The following is a 17,514-nucleotide window of genomic DNA, read 5'->3' on the forward strand; positions in this document are numbered from 1 at the left end:
GAGCAGCTTAACCAGAACACACAGGCCCACCCCAGGCGATGAGCGACGCGAGCACGATACTGCGCGAGGTCTTCGGATTCGACGGATTCCGTCCGGGTCAGGCCGAGATCGTGGAGGCGGTGAGCGCGGGCCGCGACGTGCTGGCGATCATGCCGACCGGCGGCGGAAAATCGCTGTGTTATCAACTGCCTGCCCTCATGGGTGAGGGGCTGACGGTCGTCATCTCCCCCCTCATCGCCCTGATGCGCGATCAGGTCCGCGCGCTGCGCGAGGCGGGGGTCGAGGCGGGGGCGCTGACCTCGGGTAACACGCCGGAAGAGACGGATTTCGTCTGGGAACGGATCGAGGCGGGGGCGCTGCGGCTGCTCTATCTCGCGCCGGAACGGCTGGCGGGCGAGGGCACGGTGCGGATGCTGCGCCGGATCGGCGTGAAGCGGATCGCGGTGGACGAGGCGCATTGCGTCAGCCAGTGGGGGCATGACTTCCGGCCCGATTACCTGCGGATCGGGGAGTTGCGGAAAGCGCTCGGCGTGCCGGTTGCGGCCTTCACCGCGACGGCGGATGCCGAGACGCGGGACGAGATTGTCGCGCGGCTGTTCGACGGGCCGCCGGAGACCTTCCTGCGCGGCTTCGACCGGCCGAACATCCATCTGGCGTTTCAGGCCAAGGACAACCCGCGCACGCAGATCCTGACCTTCGCCGCCGCGCGCAAGGGGCAGTCCGGCATCGTCTATTGCGGCACCCGCGCCAAGACCGAGACGCTGGCGCAGGCGCTGCGCGAGGCGGGACATCTGGCGATCCATTACCACGGCGGGATGGAGGCCGAGGACCGGCGCGTGGCCGAGACCCGGTTCCAGCGCGAGGACGGGCTGATCGTCTGCGCAACGGTCGCCTTCGGCATGGGTGTCGACAAGCCCGACATCCGCTGGGTCGCCCATGCGGACCTGCCCAAGAGCATCGAGGCCTATTACCAGGAGATCGGCCGCGCGGGGCGCGACGGTGCACCGGCCGAGACGCTGACGCTCTACGGGCCCGACGACATCCGCCTACGCCGGTCGCAGATCGACGAGGGGCTCGCCCCGCCGGAGCGGCGGGCGGCGGACCATGCCCGGCTGAACGCCCTGCTGGGGCTTGCCGAGGCGCTGGAATGCCGCCGGGCCAAGCTGCTGACGTATTTCGGGGAAGAAGCGACGGCCTGCGGGAATTGCGACTGCTGCGACAGCCCGCCCGAGGTGTTCGACGGGACGGAGGCGGTGCGCAAGGCGCTGTCGGCGATCCTGCGGACCGAGGAATGGTTCGGCGCGGGGCATCTGACGGACATCCTGATCGGCAATGTCACCGACAAGATCCGGCAGCGTCGGCATGACGACCTGCCGACCTTCGGCGTGGGCAAGGACCTGAGCAAACGGGAATGGTCGGCGGTGTTCCGGCAGATGATGGGTCACGACCTGATCCGTCCGAACCCGGACCGCCACGGCGCGCTGACGATGACCGAGGCCGCGCGCCCGATCCTGCGGGGCGAGGAGTCGATCGACCTGCGCCGCGACAGCATCGACCGGGCGCGGGCCAAGGCCTCGCGCCCTGCCGTCAGGACGATGGTGTCCGAGGAGGACGAGCCGCTGCTGTCCGCGCTCAAGGCCAAGCGCCGCGCGCTGGCCGAGGAGGCGCGGGTGCCGGCCTATGTGATCTTCCCCGACCGCACGCTGATCGAGATGGCCGAGAGCCGCCCGCAGAGCCTCGACGACATGGCGCGGGTCAGCGGGGTGGGTGCCAAGAAGCTGGAACGCTACGGGGCGATGTTCCTCGAGGTCATCACCGGCGCGTCGGAGGAGCTGCACCCCGCGCGGCGCAGGCTGGCGGGGCAGGGGGCCGGGTCGCTCTACGACCGGCTGATGGAGGTTCAGGCCGACCTCGCGCGCGGGCCGGACGGGATCGACAAGCCGCTCAGCTGTTCCGCCTCGCAGGTGGCCAAGGTGGCGCAGGCGCGGCCCGAGAGCGAGGCGGCGCTGGAGCGGATACTGGGCGAACACCGCGCGGAACGGTTCGGCGCGGCCTTTCTGGACGCCATCCGGGCGACGGGCTAAGTCATCCCGGAACCGAGGGGACCTGCCATGCTGATCGTCATTTCACCGGCCAAGAAGCTCGACTGGGAGGAGCGCGACCTCGCCCTGACCGAGCCCGAGTTTCAGGACGACGCCAACCGGCTGGCCAAGACGATGCGCAATCAGACCTTGCGTGATCTCAAGGGGTTGATGGACCTGAGCGACGACCTCGCCCGGCTGAACCGCGACCGGTTCAAGGCGTTCTCGGACGCGCCGGTCGCCTCTGCGTTGCGGCCCGCCGTGCTGGCCTTTGCGGGCGACACCTACCAGGGGCTCAGGGCCGGGGAGTTCACGGGGTCCGAGATGATGCGCGCGCAGGAGCGGCTGCGGATCCTGTCGGGGCTTTACGGCGTGCTGCGGCCGCTGGACGGGATCCAGCCCTACCGGCTGGAGATGGGCAGCCGGCTGTCGACGCGGCGGGGTGCGAACCTCTACGACTACTGGCGCGACCAACCCGCGAAGGTGCTGAACCGGCGGGCCGAGGAGCTGGGCACAGACACGCTGGTGAACTGCGCCAGCCAGGAATATTTCGGCGCGGTCGATCTGAAGCGGCTCAAACTGAACGTCATCACGCCGCAGTTCCTCGAGGAGGATGGCGGCAGCGCCAAGATGATCAGCTTCTTCGCCAAGCGCGCGCGGGGTGCGATGGCGGGCTGGCTGATCCGGGGGGACGTGACGGACCCGGCGCGGATCGTGGAGTTCGCCGAGGACGGTTATGCGCATGATCCTGCGCGGTCGGAACCGGGGCGTCCGGCGTTTGTCCGTCCGAGGCAGGCGGGGGCCTGAGGCTCAGCCCGTCAGGGCCAGCGACGACAGGCGCGGGAAAGGCCAGAGCGTGCCCTGAGGCGCGTGACGGGTGATCGCCGCGCGGATCGCGTCGCGCGACAGCGGCTTGGTCAGGTAGTGATCCAGCCCTGCCGACAGGATCTCCTGCGCGTCGCCCTGCAGGGCATGGGCGGTCATCGCGATGATCGGCACATGCGCGCCGGGCGTGGCCTGCTCCGCCTGACGGATCAGGCGGGTCGCCTCCTTGCCGTCCATGCCGGGCATGGAAATGTCCATGAAGATCAGATCGGGCGCGTGGTCGCGCCAAGCGTCGACGGCCTCTTCGCCGTTGGTTGCGAAATGCAACTCGATCCGCGCGCCGCGCAGCATCCGGTCGAACACCATCCGGTTGGTCGGGTTGTCCTCGGCCGCCAACACCCGCAGCAGGCGTAACTCCGGGGCCGGTTCCTGCGCCGCGTCCTGCCGGTGGCGGCGGGATACGAAGCCCTGCCCGGCACTCGTGCCGACGGCCGTCGAGGGGGCCGGGGCATCCGGCGCTGGCCTTGCCGCATCCGCCGCGCAATGGACCGGCAGGGTGATACGGAAACCAAAGGCCGATCCCCGCCCCGGTTCGCTGTCCACCCAGATGTCGCCGCCCATCAGGCCGATCAGGCGGCGCGAGATCGACAGGCCCAGCCCGGTCCCCTCGAACTGGCGGTTGTGCGCGCCTTCGGCCTGGCTGAACTGGTCGAAGATCCGGTCGACCTGGGCCTGGTCTATCCCGATACCGCTGTCCTCGACGGTGATGTGCAGATCGACGCTGCCGCGCAGGTGGAACCCCATGACCCGGACCAGCACATGCCCCTCGGCTGTGAACTTCACCGCATTGCCGATCAGGTTGGTCAGCACCTGCCGGATCCGCCCCCGGTCGCCCGTAACCACCGCGGGCAGCCATGCGTCGTAGTCCGTGAGCAGGTCCAGCCCCTTGGCGCGGGCGGACGGCATCAGCAGCGTCATGACCTCGCGGATCATCTGTTCCAGTTCGAACGGTTCGGGGTTCAGCACCAGCTTGTCCGCCTCGATCCGCGAGTAGTCGAGCACGTCGTTGATGATCACCAGCAGCGCCTCGCCCGACGAGCGGATGGTTTCGGCATAGAGCTGTTGATCGGGGTCGAGCGCGGTGTCGCAGAGCAGTTCGGCCATCCCGACCACGCCGTTCATCGGCGTCCGTATCTCGTGGCTCATGTTGGCGAGAAAGGCGGATTTCGCGCGGTTCGCGGCCTCGGCCCGTTCGCGGGCCTCGCGCAGACGTTCCTCGTACCGGACCGAGGCGGTGATGTTCATGGCGATGTTCACCACGTCGCCGCCGTGGCCACGATGGGTGATGAGGCGGATGAAGTGGTCGTTCCACAGGCGGATGACCTCGGGCTCTGGCGCGGCGTCCTGCCAGCGGTCGATCATTCGACCGCGCCACTGCGCGGGCGACTCGTCGCCGGTGTCGATGATCCCTTCCTCGGTGGCGAGTTGCAGCAGGCGGACGTAGGAGACACCGGGCTGCACCTCGTCCAGACCGTCGAATATCTGCATCCAGGCATCGTTGGCGGCAATCATCCGGCCTTCGCTGTCGAAGAAGGCGAACCCGTCCTGAATCGCGCGGATCGACATCCAAAGGCGGCGTTCGGCGATGGCGATCTTCTGGTTCGCCTCGGTGATCTCGGACCGGAAGCGCTGGTTCTCGTCCCGGACGCTGCGCACCTCTTCACGGGTCTCGGTGATCTCCTCGCTCAGTTGCCGCGCGTGCAGGCCGAGCTTGCGGTTGGCGGCGAACAGCTCCGCCTGCTTCTGCTCCAGCAGGCGTTCGGCGGCCAGCCGGCCGCGACGTTCCTCGGACAATCTGTCGGCCATTGTCATTGCCGCGCGACGCTCCGTTCTCGGCCCGGAATTCGGGTCCGGACAGGGTGCGCGACGAGGGTAAACAATGCGTTCACTTTCCTGCCGATTCCGATGGAATCCTTGCGTGCGACGTGACCTCCTGCGACCATGCGGCAATTGCCCAAGGAGTTTTCCGATGAATCGATTTCTTGCTGTTCTCGTGGCGGGTGGACTGACCCTCGCCTCTGCCCTGCCCGGTCTGGGCCAGACGGCCGCCGACCAGCCGCTGCCCAAGAAGCGGATGATCGTCACGATGAACACGGATTTTCCGGGCTCCGACCTGCAGAACATGTTCGACACCTCGTTCGAGGCCTGCCGCACGGCCTGCGAGGCGCTGGATGCCTGCACTGCGTTCACCTTCAACGCGAAATCGAACGCCTGTTTCCCCAAATCCGCGGTGTCCAGCCAGATCCCCTTCGACGGGGCGCATTCGGCGGTGATGCTGACGCCGACCAACGGTGCGCGGCTGCTGGCGGCGGAGCGTGTCGGGGAGCTGGGCTTTCTCGGAGACAGGACGCTGACGGGCGCGCGCGAACTGGCGGAACAGATCGGCTGGATCCATCCCTCGGGCCAGTTCGACGTTCAGCGGATGCTGGAGAATTCGCGCAGCGCCGATGTCTCGGGCGATACGCTGAATGCGATGCGCTGGATGGGCGGCGCAGTCGCGCAGAGCGATCAGGCCGCGCATTGGGCTGAATTCTCGCGTCTGCTGCTGGAGGTCCGGACGGAGAACTCGGGCGACCGGAGCCGCTATCGCGACCGCGCGCTGGATGCGGCCGCCAACGCCTACCTGCGGGCGGATGCCGTGCCGGTCCGGGTCAACGCGCTGACCGCGCTGGCGGATGCGCTGCGGGTGAACGGACGCGGGCGCGACACGATCCCGGCGTTGCGGCTGGCCCGGTCGCTGCAGCCGCGCGAGGACATCGAGGCGGCGCTGGACGACGCCATCGCGAAATACGGCTTCCGTATCGAGGAGCATCGCGTCGACAACGATCAGGCCCGGCCGCGCATCTGCGCCGAGTTCACCGAGCCGCTGGTCGAGGACGGGGTGAACTACGCCGATTACGTCAGGCTGCCGGATCAGACCATGGCGGTCGAGGCGAACGGCAACCAGATCTGCATCAACGGCGGCACCCATGGCGAACGCTACACGGTGGTGTTCCGTGAAGGCATGCCCGCCAAGTCGGGCGAGGTGCTGGCCAAGGATGTCGAGCTGCGGTTCTACATCCGCGACCGGACGCCGATGGCGCGTTTCCCCGGCCGGGCCTACGTGCTGCCCGCCGCCGGGGACGCGGCGCTGCCGATCGAGACGGTGAACACCGACAAGGTCGAGCTGAAGCTGCGCCGGGTCATCGACCGCAACCTGCTGCGTGCGATCCAGGACAGCTATTTCGGGCGTCCGATCTACGAGTGGGAGGAAGAGAGCTTTGGCGCCGATGTGGCCGAGGAGATCTGGACCGGCACCGGCGAGACGGCGAACGAGCTGAACACGGACATGATGACCCGCCTGCCGATGGGGGAAATCCTCGCCGGGCTGACGCCGGGGGCCTATGCACTGACCGCGACGGTGCCGGATCAGGACGAGTATGAGCCCGCGACGCAGTGGTTCATCCTGACCGACCTCGGCATCACGACGATGAGCGGAACGGACGGCACCCATGTCTTCGTGCGTGGCCTCGGCGATGCCGCCGCGCGCGAAGGGGTGACGGTGGAATTGCTGTCGCGCGCCAACCGGGTGCTGGGCACGGCGCAGACGGATGCCGAGGGGCATGTGGTCTTCGAGGCCGGGCTGACGCGGGGCCGTGGCGGTGCCGCGCCCGCGCTGGTGACGGTGCGGGACGGGTCGGACGACCTTGCCTTCCTCGCGCTGACCGATCCGGCGTTCGACCTGTCCGACCGTGGCGTCGAGGGGCGCCAGCCCGCGCCGCCGATCGACGTGTTCCTTGCGACCGACCGGGGCGCCTATCGGGCGGGCGAGGTGATCCATGCGACCGCGCTGGCACGGGATGGGGTTGCTTCAGCCATCGACGGCCTGCCGCTGACGGCGGTGCTGACCCGGCCCGACGGGGTGGAATATTCGCGCGTGACCTCGACCGACGACCGGGCGGGCGGTCATGTCTGGGCGCTGCCCGTCGCCGCAGCGGCCCCGCGCGGGACCTACCGGCTGGACATCCACGCCGATCCCGACGCGCCGGCGCTGTCGTCCAAGACGGTGCTGGTCGAGGATTTCCTGCCCGAGCGCATCGACTTCGATCTCGCGCTGCCCGAGGGCGTGATGAGCCTCGGCGACATGCCAGAGGTCACGCTGGAGGCGAAGTATCTCTTCGGCGCGCCTGCGGGCGGTCTGGGGATCGAGGGCGATGTCCGCGTTTCGGCCAAGCGCACGCTGGAGCAGTTTCCGCGCTATCGCTTCGGGCGGCATGACGAACAGCTCTACGATCAGATCGGCGAGTTCCCCGGCGGCGAGACGGCCGAGGACGGCAGCGCCGCGATCACCTTCGGCCTGCCGGAGTTCGACGATCTGGACCGTCCCGCCGAGGTCAGCCTGACCGTCCGCGTTCGCGAAGGCTCGGGCCGCCCGGTCGAGCGCGCCGCGACGCGGATGGTCCTGCCGGACGCGCCGGTGATCGGGATCCGTCCCGGCTTCGACGATGTCGCGCCCGAGGGGGTGGATGCCACGTTCGACCTGATCGCCATCGGGCCGGATCTGACGCCCGCACCGATGGAGGTGCGGTGGCGGCTGAACCGCGTCGAGACGCGCTATCAGTGGTATCAGCAATACGGCAGCTGGGAATGGGAGCCCTTCACCACCCGCACCGAGGTGGCCAGCGGCACCGCGATGCTGGGCAGCGATCCGGTCGGTGTCGCTGGACCGGTCGACTGGGGCCAGTACGAGATCGTGGTCGAGCAGGCCGGCGGCGACATGGCCTCGTCCATGTCCTTCTATGCGGGCTGGTATGCGCCCGCGGATACATCCTCGACCCCGGACACGCTTGAGCTGTCGCTGGACAAGCCGGGCTATGCCATCGGCGATACCGCGCAGGTTCGCGTCGTGCCGCGCTACGCGGGGACGGCGCTGGTGACGGTGCTGTCGAACCGGCTGATCGACACGAAAGCGGTGCCGGTAACCGAGGGCGAGAATGTCATCGACATGCCTGTCACGGCCGACTGGGGCGCGGGGGCTTACGTGACCGTGTCGGTCATCCGACCGATGGACACCCCTGCCGGGCACAACCCGGCCCGCGCGCTCGGGCTGGGCTATGCCAAGATCGATCCGGGCGCGAAGGCGCTGGACGTCAGCTTCGACGCACCGGCGGAGAGCGATCCGCGCGGAACGCTGACGGCGGCTGTCGTGGTGAACGGCGTGGCCGAGGGCGAAACGGCCTGGGTCACGGTGGCGGCGACGGATGTCGGCATCCTGAACCTGACCGGGTTCAAGACGCCCGATCCCAATGGCTACTACTTCGGCCAGCGCAGGCTTGGCGTCGACATCCGTGACCTCTACGGACGGCTGATCGACGGCTCGCAGGGCGCCATGGGGGCCGTGCGCTCGGGTGGCGACGGCGAGGGTCAGGCGCGGCTGCAGAGCCCGCCGCCGACCGAGGAGCTGGTCGCCTTCTTCTCGGGCCCCGTGCAGGTCGGGGCGGACGGGCGGGCCGAGGTCAGCTTCGACATTCCCGCCTTCAACGGCACGGTCCGGCTGGCCGCGCTGGCGTGGACCCCGACCGGAGTCGGTTCGGCCGAGGCGGACGTGCTGGTGCGTGACCCGGTGGTGGTCACTGCGACCCTGCCGCGCTTCATGGCGCCGGGCGACAGCTCCACGCTGCTGCTGGAGATCGTGCACGCCTCCGGCCCGGCAGGGCGCGCGGGGCTCGACGTGGTGGCGGATGGCGTGAGTGTTGCCGCCGCACCGTCGGGCGTCGATCTGACGGAGCAGGGCAAGGCGGTGCTGAGGCTGCCGGTGACGGCGGACGAAGTCGGCGATCATGAGATCCGCGTGGTTCTGACCACGCCGGGCGGACGGGCGCTGACCAAGTCCCTGACGGTGCCGGTCCGGGCGAACGATCCGGCGATGTCCACGACACAGCGCTTCTCGCTGGCGGCGGGCGCGACCTTCACGCTGGACGCACAGGTCTTCGCGGGCCTGCGCCCCGGCACCGGGCAGGCCATCGTCTCGGCCGGACCGCTGGCCCGGCTCGACGCGCCGGCGCTTCTCGCCACGCTCGACCGGTATCCCTATGGCTGCACCGAACAGGTGACGTCCAAGGCGATGCCGCTGCTCTATCTGTCGTCCGTGGCCGAGGCCATGGGACTGGCCAGCAAGCCGCAGGTGGACGAACGCATCGCGCAGGCCGTGACGCGGGTCCTGACCCGGCAGGCGTCGAACGGCGCCTTCGGGCTGTGGCGGGCGGATTCGGGGGACTTCTGGCTCGACGCCTATGTCTCCGACTTCCTGAGCCGGGCCAAGGCGGCGGGCTACCCGGTGCCCGACATCGCCTTCCGCAATGCGATGGACAACCTGCGCAACCGCATCAACTACGCGCCCGACTTCGACGCCGAAACCAACGGCGGGGGCGAGGACGTGGCCTATGCGCTGATGGTGCTGGCCCGCGAGGGCGCGGCGAACATGGGTGATCTGCGCTACTATGCCGACGTGAAGGGCGAGGACTTCGCCACACCGCTGGCCGCTGCCCAGGTCGGCGCGGCGCTGGCGAGCTACGGCGACCAGCTTCGGGCGGATGCGATGTTCACCATCGCGGGCCGCAAGCTGGAGGCGCGGCGCGCGCGGTCCGAGGCGCAGGTGTTCCGGGCTGATTACGGCACCAACCTGCGCGACGCGGCGGGCGTGCTTTCGCTGGCGGTCGAGGCCGGATCGACGGCGGTGGACCGTCTGCAGCTCGCCTCGGTTGTGGGCGCGGCGGAGGGGCCGCTGTCGACGCAGGAAAGCGCGTGGACGCTGCTGGCGGCCAAGGCGCTGGTGGACGATCCCTCGGTCAACGGCATCTCGGTGAACGGCGTCACGGTCGACGGCCCGATGGTCCGCGCGATGGAGGCCGAGGCCGCCGTCGGCATGGCGATCCGCAACGAAAGCCAGAGCGCGACCGAGATCACGCTGACCACCATCGGCGTGCCGTCGCAGCCGGGACCGGCCGGCGGCTACGGCTACACGATCGACCGCATGTACTACACGATGGAGGGCGAGGCGGTGTCGCCCGACACGGTGGCCGCCGGGACGCGGCTGGTCGTGGTGCTGCGGGTGCGGCCGTTCGAGGAGACGGGCGCGCGGCTGATGGTGGACGATCCGCTGCCCGCCGGGTTCGAGATCGACAACCCGTCGCTCCTGCGCTCGGGCGATATCGCGGCGCTCGACTGGCTCGACACGGCGGACACCCAGACGACCGAGTTCCGGTCCGACCGGTTCCTCGCCGCCGTGGACTGGCGGTCGAAGAACAGCTTTGACCTGGCCTATATCGTCCGCGCCATCTCTCCGGGCAGCTACCATCACCCGGCGGCGGTGGTCGAGGACATGTACCGCCCGCGCTACCGCGCATGGACGGATGCGGGTCAGGTGACGGTCACCGAATGACCCGCCGCGCGGGCCTGACGCTCGGCGCGCTGGTTCTGGCGCTCGGCCTCGGGGCCGGGGGCCGGGACGCGGTGGACGCATGGGTGGACCGGACGGTGCTGCCCGCGCTCACGCCCGAGACGGCGGTCGAGATGCGGGACCGGGGCGGGGCGCTGCTGCGAGCCTATACGGTGGCGGATGGCCTGTGGCGGCTTTCAGTCGATCCGGCGCGGGTCGATGCCGGGTATCTGCGGATGCTGGTGGCCTACGAGGACCGGCGGTTCCGGTCGCATCACGGGGTCGATCCGCTCGCCGTGCTGCGCGCCGGGTGGCAGGCGGTCTGGAACGGGCGTGTGGTGTCGGGCGGCTCGACGCTGACGATGCAGGTCGCGCGGCTGCTTGAGGACAGCGGGACCGGCCAGTGGGCGGGCAAGCTGCGCCAGGCCCGGCTGGCGATGGCGCTGGAGCGGCGGCTGAGCAAGGACGAGATCCTTGCGTTATACCTGGAGCTGGCGCCGTTCGGTGGAAACCTCGAAGGGCTGCGCGCGGCAACGCTGGCGTGGTTCGGGAAGGAACCGGCGCGGCTGACGCCCGCGCAGGCGGCGTTTCTGATCGCGCTGCCGCAGGCGCCCGAGGCACGGCGGCCGGATCTGGACCGCGAGGCCGCGCGGCAGGCGCGGGACCGCGTCTTGGACCGTATGGCGGCGGCCGGTGTGATCGGGTCCGAGGCCGCGCGTGTCGGCAAGAGCGAACCGGTGCCTTTCGCGCGCCGTCCGTTTCCGGCTCTTGCCCCGCACATGACGGACCGGGCGCGGGCGGATGCGCCGGACCGGGCCGTGCAGGTTCTGACGCTGGATTCAGCGTTGCAGGCCAGGCTCGAGCGGCTGGCGCAGGACAGCCTGCGCGGCGCGGCGGATGGCGTTTCGGTCGCGATGGTGGTGGCCGATCATGCCACGGGCGAGATCCTCGCTTCGGTCGGATCGGCGGGCTACGGGAGCGCAGAGGCGCGGCAGGGATTCGTGGACATGACGACCGCCCTGCGCTCGCCCGGATCCACGCTGAAGCCGCTGGTCTACGCGCTGGCCTTCGACGCGGGACTGGCGCATCCGGAGACGTTGATCGCGGACCGCCCGGTGTCCTTCGGGCGCTATGCTCCGCAGAACTTCGACGGCGCGTTCCGGGGCGAGGTGCGGGTGGCGGATGCGCTGAGGCTGTCGCTGAACGTGCCGGTGGTGCTGCTGACCGACGCGCTCGGGCCCGAGGTGCTGATGTCGGCGCTGACGCGGGCCGGGGTGCGGGCGGTGCTGCCGGGTGGCAAGCCGGGGCTTGCCATCGCTCTCGGCGGTGTCGGGGTGACGCTGGAGGATCTGACCGGGCTCTATGCCGGGCTGGCGCAGGGCGGCAAGCGGGTTTCCCTGCGGTGGCGTATGGGTGATCCCGCCGTGACCGGTGCGCGGGTCGTCAGCCGGGCGGCGGCATGGCAGGTCGGGCATGTGCTGTCGGGCCTCGCCCCGCCGCCGGATGCGCCGCTCAACCGGCTCGCCTACAAGACGGGGACAAGCTACGGCCACCGGGATGCGTGGGCCGTCGGGTTCGACGGACAGCATGTGATCGGCGTCTGGATGGGCCGCCCGGACGGCACGCCGGTGCCGGGCGCGTTCGGCGCCGATGTCGCCGCGCCGCTGCTGTTCGAGGCGTTCCAGCGTCTGAAACCCACGTTGGATCCATTGCATGCCCCGCCGCCGGAAACGCTGCTGATCGGCGCGTCGCAGTTGCCGGAGCCACTGAAGTGGTTCCGTGGCCGCGCCGCGGTCGCTGTGGACGACAGCGCGCCGGTCATGGCCTTTCCGCCCGAAGGCGCTGTGCTGGAGGCGGGCAGGTCGGGCGTGCCGGTGAAGGTGCGCGAGGGAAGGCCCCCTTTCACATGGCTGGTCAGCGGCGAGCCTGTCGCGACCGGCGTGCGGCGGCGCGAGATGCTCCTGGACGGGCTGGGCCGGGGTTTCTCCGAGATCGCGGTGATCGACGCCGAAGGCCGGGCGGCACGGGTCCGGGTTCAGGTCAGATAACGTCCGGCCGACAGCGCTGAGGCAATTCCTGCCATTCCCGGCCGGGGGCCCCGGAAATTATCGTGATCAATTTGACCTTCCCCGCGCGGACGGCTGTAATCGGGCGAAAGCGAGGTGCCCTGATGATTCCCGTCGATCCCGAGCGTTTCCTGTCCGATCTGCATGAACTGCGAGGCTTCGGCGCCTCCGGCGTCGGCAAGGGGGTGGTCCGGCCGGGCTATTCCGATCCGGACATCGCCGCGCGCGAATGGCTGGCTGCGAAGTACGGGGCGGCGGGGCTGGAGCCGCGCATCGACCCGATGGGATCGGTCTGGGGGCTGGCGGAGGGCAAGTCTCTGCTGGTCGGGTCCCATTCCGACAGCCAGCCCGAGGGCGGCTGGCTGGACGGCGCGCTCGGGGTGATCTGCGGGCTGGAACTGGCACGGGCCGCGCGCGAGGGGGGCGGGCCGGCGGTGTCGGCTGTCAGTTTTCAGGACGAGGAAGGCCGGTTCGGCGTGACCACCGGCAGCCGGGTCTGGTCGGGGGCGACGAGCCTGGACGAGGCGGACAAGCTGCGCGATCCCACCGGGGTGACACTGGCCGAGGCGCGCGCCCGTATGGCGCATCTGGCGGGCGATTTCGTAGACCCGGCGCGGTTCAGCGGGTTCGTCGAATGTCACATCGAACAGGGGCCCTGGCTGGACGAAGCGGGCGAGGCGGTCGGGGTCGTCACCGACATCGTCGGCATCCGCGACATGCGCATCACCTTCGGGGGTCAGCAAAACCACGCGGGCACCACGCCGATGCACCGCCGCCGCGACGCTTTGCAGGCGATGCTGAAGTTCCAGACGCTGATCGCGGAGCGGTTCCGCAACGTGGTGACGCCGCAGTCGGTCTGGACCAGCGGCCATGTCGACGTGCATCCCGGCGCGCATTCCATCGTGCCGGGGCGGTGCAGCTTTTCCATGCAGTGGCGCGATGGCGACAAGGAGCGGCTGGCGCGGATGGAGGAGATCATCCGCGACACCGCCCGCGAGGTGGCCGAAACGGGCGGGTTCGAGCTGTCCTACTCGGGGCTCGTGGGCCTCGACCCCGTGCCGATGGACGCTGGCATGCAGGCCGCGCTTGGCGAGGCGGCCGAGGCGGTCGCACCCGGTCGCTGGCGACGGATGCAGTCCGGGGCGCTGCACGATGCGGCGAGCGTGGGGCGGCTGATGCCGGTGTCGATGCTCTTCGTGCCGTCGATCGACGGGATCAGCCATGCCTTCGCCGAGGACACGGCGGAGGACGACCTTGTCACCGGGCTGAAGGTGCTGGCCGGGGCGGTGGAGAAGATGGCGGGGTGAGGTCCTTGGCTATCGCTTAATGAGGTTGTGTCGTGGGACATCTCCTGGCAGCGTATCGCACACGTGCCGGGAGGAAGTGGACGTTGGGACATGCGGTATTCATTCAGAACCCTGTCTCGATCTATGCGGATGCCCCCGGCGAGGTTTACAACTTCCCGAAAATCTATCTGTCGCGTGTGAAGGAGACAGTTGGCGATTGGGTCGTCCTTTATGAGAGCCGAAAGGGCGCTTTTGGCTATGTAGGAGTCCAGAAGGTCATCGGGATCGAGCCTGATCCGGTGCGGTTCGATCACTACTATGCAGTCATCGAGCCGGGCAGCCTGATGGACTTCGAACATATCGTGCCGCGCGAAACGCCATTTGGCATCGCCTATGAGAAATCGCTCCGCGGCGCGGACGGGCGGGCGACGTCGGGTGGGCAGAACGTCTCGGCCGTCCGGTTGCTGTCCGACCCGGAGTTTGCAGCGATCGTGGATGCAGGGCTGGCCGCTATTGCCGGGCCGGATGCGATGCCGCGAACCGACCGGCCGGGCCTCGAGGAAGCACAAACCGACTATAGTGTAGCGCCGCTTTCGGGTGACCGGCGGCGCATACTGGCATCGCGCAGTTATCGGGATCAGTCCTTTGAGAGAAAGGCGAAGGCAGCCTATGGCGGACGCTGCGCCATTTCCGGGCTGTCACTGCGAAACGGCGGCGGACGGCCCGAGGTGCAGGCCGCGCATATTCGACCGGTCAAGAACAATGGTCCCGACACGATCAACAACGGGATTGCCCTGTCCGGGACACTGCACTGGATGTTCGACCGGGGGCTCATCTCGGTCGCCGAGGACATGACGATTCTCGTCTCACACAACAAGGTCGATCCCGAAACGGCGCGCCGCCTGATACATCCCGGTCAGAAGCTGATGGCGCCGCCGAACCTGCGCCATCACCCGCACCCGGACTATCTGAGGTTTCACCGAGAGCAGGTATTCGGCCGGGTCGCTTGACCTAGGCCCATTCCACATCCCCCAGAAATATATAACCCGCCCCGTAAATCGTCTTGATCAGCCGCGGGTTCTTGGGGTCTTCCTGCAGTTTCTGCCGCAGGCGCGAGATGCGGACATCCATCGCGCGGTCAAAGCTCTCGCCCGCCGCGCCACCCAGCGTTTCCTGCATCATCGCGCGCGAGATCAGGCGCTTGGGGCGTTCGAGGAACAGGCGCAGCACCTCGCCCTCGGCATGGGAAAAGGGCGTCTCGGCGCCCGTCTCGTCCACCAGCGAGAAGCGGTCGAAATGCGCGGTCCAGCCGTTGAAGCGGGCCGTTTCGCCCCCCGAGGCGGCCGGGCGGTCGCGGCGCAGGCGGGCGCGGACGCGGGCCACGACCTCGGCCGGGTCGAAGGGCTTGATGATGTAGTCGTCAGCGCCCAGCTCCAGCCCCGTGACCCGGTCCTGCACCTGCGCGCGGCCCGAGATGATGATGACCGTCGCACCCTGTTCCAGCGCCAGCCGGTGCACGAGGGTCAGCCCGTCGCGGTCCGGCAGCGACAGGTCGACGAGGCAGAGATCGGGCGAAAAGCTCTTGAGCGCCGCCTCGAACTCGGTCGCGCGGGAAAAGCCCATGGTGCGGAACCCCGCCTCTTCCAGCGCGGCGGCCAGCATCGCGCGGATCTCGGGTTCGTCGTCGAGAATGGTGACGAGGGGGGCACTCATTGCATGGGATCAGGCCGGTCGGCCCTGTCCGGCACAGCGGGCGGAATTGTCGTCGTTCAGCATCGGGTTCTCGCGGCTGGCGGTGAAGTCGCCCCGGACGTGGTCCAGCCAGTATCCGAAATAGCTTTTGTCCACCTCGACATTGAAGACCTCGGGCGCGCCGCTGCGCAAGGCCGGAAGGCGGTTCCACGGCACGGCGGGGAAGGTGTGATGCTCGTTGTGATAGCCCGTGTTGAACAGCAGCCAGTTCAGCCAGCCGTAATAGGAGCGGGTCGGCGTGACCTCGTCCTGGCCCTGATGTTCGGACAGCGACTGGCCGAGGTTCCAGATGCCGAACTTGCCCAGGAACAGCGACAGCGCCCACAGGTGATAGAGCAGCGCCCAGGGACCAAGCAGCCACAGCAGCGTCAGGTTAGACACCAGCGAAACGGCCATGAACAGTCGCATCTCGCCCACGGGGGGCTTGGCCGCGTTGATGTGCCGGTCGGGGTCGCTCTGCGGACGGTGGGTGGCACGGTTGTTGATCCAGCGGATCAGCGGATCGCCGAGGACGGAGCCGAGCGGCAGCAGGTGCAGGATCAGGACAAGACCGGTCAGGATGTGCTGGAGCACCGGGTTCTCGGAGCGCAGCATCATCCGGGACTGCAGGGCGCAGATGTCCTCGTGTTCATAGTCGCGTTCGTAGTCGCCGATATAGGGGTGGTGACTGGTGACGTGTTCATACTGGTAGGTCAGCTGCTTGCCATAGGACGACATGATCCACTCCAGCCCCATGTCGAAGGCCAGCTTGGCGCGGCGTCCGCGAAAGATCAGCTTGTGCGCGGTTTCATGAAGCAGCGACCCAGCGGCATGGATCGCGATCTGGCCGACGAAGAATGCGGCAAGGAAGATCACCCAGATCGGCGCATCCGACACGGCCCAGGCCGTGCCCCAATGCGCCAGCAGAATGACCGGCAGGGCAAGGGCGGTGCGCGGCTCTGTCCCGGCCAGCCCGCGCAGGTCGGGGTGGGCCGAGACCGCGGCGCGGCGCATATCGTTGTGGCGGCGGGCCTGGGGCGAAATCCGGCCCCGGTCCTCTGTTATGCGCAGTTCGTCCTTCAATGCTTCGCGTCCCTATCCATTCCCCAAATGCATGCCCCGGCCTTGTCTGGCCGGTGGCGCAGTCCGCACACGATTATGTTACAGCTTGGCGTTTGCGGGTCCAATCGTATAGTCCCGGATCGATTGCAAGCCGTGCGAGAAATCAGCGCGGCCCGGACATGGATCAGGGAGGACACATGGACATTTCGACACTCTTTTCGCTCAAGGGCCGCACTGCGCTGATCACTGGCGGGTCGCGGGGCCTCGGCAAGCACTTTGCCGAGGCATTCGTCGCGGCGGGCGCCAAGGTCTACATCTCGTCCCGCAAGGCCGAAGCCTGTTTCGCCACCGCCGAGGAACTGGGCCCGAACTGCATCGCCCTGCCCGCGGACGTGTCGAACATGGAGGGCATCGACAGCCTGATCGCCCAGCTGAAGGAGCATGAGGACGGGCTGGACATCCTCATCAACAACGCGGGCCTCGCGTGGGGCGCGCCGTTCGACGAGTTCCCGGAAACCGGCTGGGACCGGTCGATGGACCTGAACCTGAAGGCGCCGTTCTTCCTGATGCAGAAACTGCGCCCGATGCTGGCGGCGCGGGCCAGTGCCGACAAGCCGTCCAAGGTCATCAACATCGCCTCGATCGACGGGCAGCGGCTGAATCCGTGGGACACCTACGCCTATCACGCCTCCAAGGCCGGGCTGATCTACCTGACCCGTCGGGTGGCGGCGGAGCTGATCAAGGACCAGATCAACGTCACCGCCATCTGCCCCGGCGCCTTTGCATCGGACATGAACCGTGCGGCCCGCGACCACGCCGACGATGTGGGCAAGAAAATCCCGAACGGCCGGATCGGCAATCCCGAGGACATCGCGGCCGCGGCCATCTACCTTGCGGCCCGATCGGGCGATTATATCGTCGGCAATGCGCTGACGGTGGACGGCGGGATCGTGAACGCCTTCGTCGGCGCCTCGATCGACGCATGA

Annotated in this window: 10 protein-coding genes; 7 read left to right on the top strand and 3 right to left on the bottom strand. The window is 68.6% G+C overall.

The window, feature by feature from the left end:
* Window positions 1-38: 38 nt before the first annotated feature.
* A complete protein-coding gene (gene recQ / locus ATO6_RS04310) occupies window positions 39-2,084 on the top strand; it encodes a DNA helicase RecQ (protein WP_088622680.1) in 2,046 nt (681 codons plus the stop codon).
* Window positions 2,085-2,111: 27 nt separating this feature from the next.
* Window positions 2,112-2,888, top strand: coding sequence for a peroxide stress protein YaaA (gene yaaA / locus ATO6_RS04315; protein ID WP_088622681.1), 777 nt, complete (start codon window positions 2,112-2,114; stop codon window positions 2,886-2,888).
* A 3-nt stretch (window positions 2,889-2,891) separates the two neighbouring features.
* On the opposite strand, the gene ATO6_RS04320 is transcribed toward yaaA, so the two are convergent.
* Window positions 2,892-4,778 carry an ATP-binding protein gene (locus ATO6_RS04320; protein WP_088622682.1) on the bottom strand — a complete coding sequence of 629 codons (1,887 nt, stop codon included), beginning with the start codon at window positions 4,776-4,778 and terminating at the stop codon, window positions 2,892-2,894.
* 157 nt (window positions 4,779-4,935) lie between these two features.
* Here ATO6_RS04320 and ATO6_RS04325 point away from each other — a divergent pair, with 157 nt between their 5' ends.
* From ATO6_RS04325 to ATO6_RS04340, 4 genes are all read left to right on the top strand, one after another.
* Window positions 4,936-10,386: an alpha-2-macroglobulin family protein gene (locus tag ATO6_RS04325; protein WP_088622683.1), complete on the top strand. Its 5,451-nt coding sequence runs from the start codon at window positions 4,936-4,938 to the stop codon at window positions 10,384-10,386.
* Entirely contained in the window at window positions 10,383-12,431 is a 2,049-nt protein-coding gene (gene pbpC, locus ATO6_RS04330; RefSeq protein WP_088622684.1) for a penicillin-binding protein 1C, read from the top strand. Before ATO6_RS04325 ends, pbpC begins: the two co-directional genes overlap by 4 nt.
* A gap of 122 nt (window positions 12,432-12,553) precedes the next feature.
* On the top strand, window positions 12,554-13,756 hold the full coding sequence (locus tag ATO6_RS04335; RefSeq protein ID WP_088622685.1) for a hydantoinase/carbamoylase family amidase: 1,203 nt from the start codon (window positions 12,554-12,556) through the stop codon (window positions 13,754-13,756).
* A gap of 83 nt (window positions 13,757-13,839) precedes the next feature.
* Window positions 13,840-14,745, top strand: coding sequence for an HNH endonuclease (locus ATO6_RS04340; protein ID WP_088622686.1), 906 nt, complete (start codon window positions 13,840-13,842; stop codon window positions 14,743-14,745).
* 1 nt (window position 14,746) lies between these two features.
* Here the strand turns inward: ATO6_RS04340 and ATO6_RS04345 are convergent, their stop codons facing one another.
* Together ATO6_RS04345 and ATO6_RS04350 are read right to left on the bottom strand one after the other, a co-directional pair.
* Complete coding sequence (locus tag ATO6_RS04345; RefSeq protein ID WP_088622687.1) at window positions 14,747-15,448, bottom strand: response regulator transcription factor; 702 nt, start codon at window positions 15,446-15,448, stop codon at window positions 14,747-14,749.
* Between the two features lie 9 nt (window positions 15,449-15,457).
* Entirely contained in the window at window positions 15,458-16,549 is a 1,092-nt protein-coding gene (locus ATO6_RS04350) for a fatty acid desaturase (protein ID WP_141101930.1), read from the bottom strand.
* Between the two features lie 176 nt (window positions 16,550-16,725).
* Here ATO6_RS04350 and ATO6_RS04355 point away from each other — a divergent pair, with 176 nt between their 5' ends.
* The gene (locus ATO6_RS04355) at window positions 16,726-17,514 is read left to right on the top strand and encodes an SDR family oxidoreductase (protein ID WP_088622688.1); all 789 of its coding nucleotides are present in this window, start codon (window positions 16,726-16,728) and stop codon (window positions 17,512-17,514) included.

Origin of the sequence: Oceanicola sp. 22II-s10i (assembly GCF_002210105.1) — a bacterium.
Classification (GTDB): domain Bacteria; phylum Pseudomonadota; class Alphaproteobacteria; order Rhodobacterales; family Rhodobacteraceae; genus Pseudooceanicola.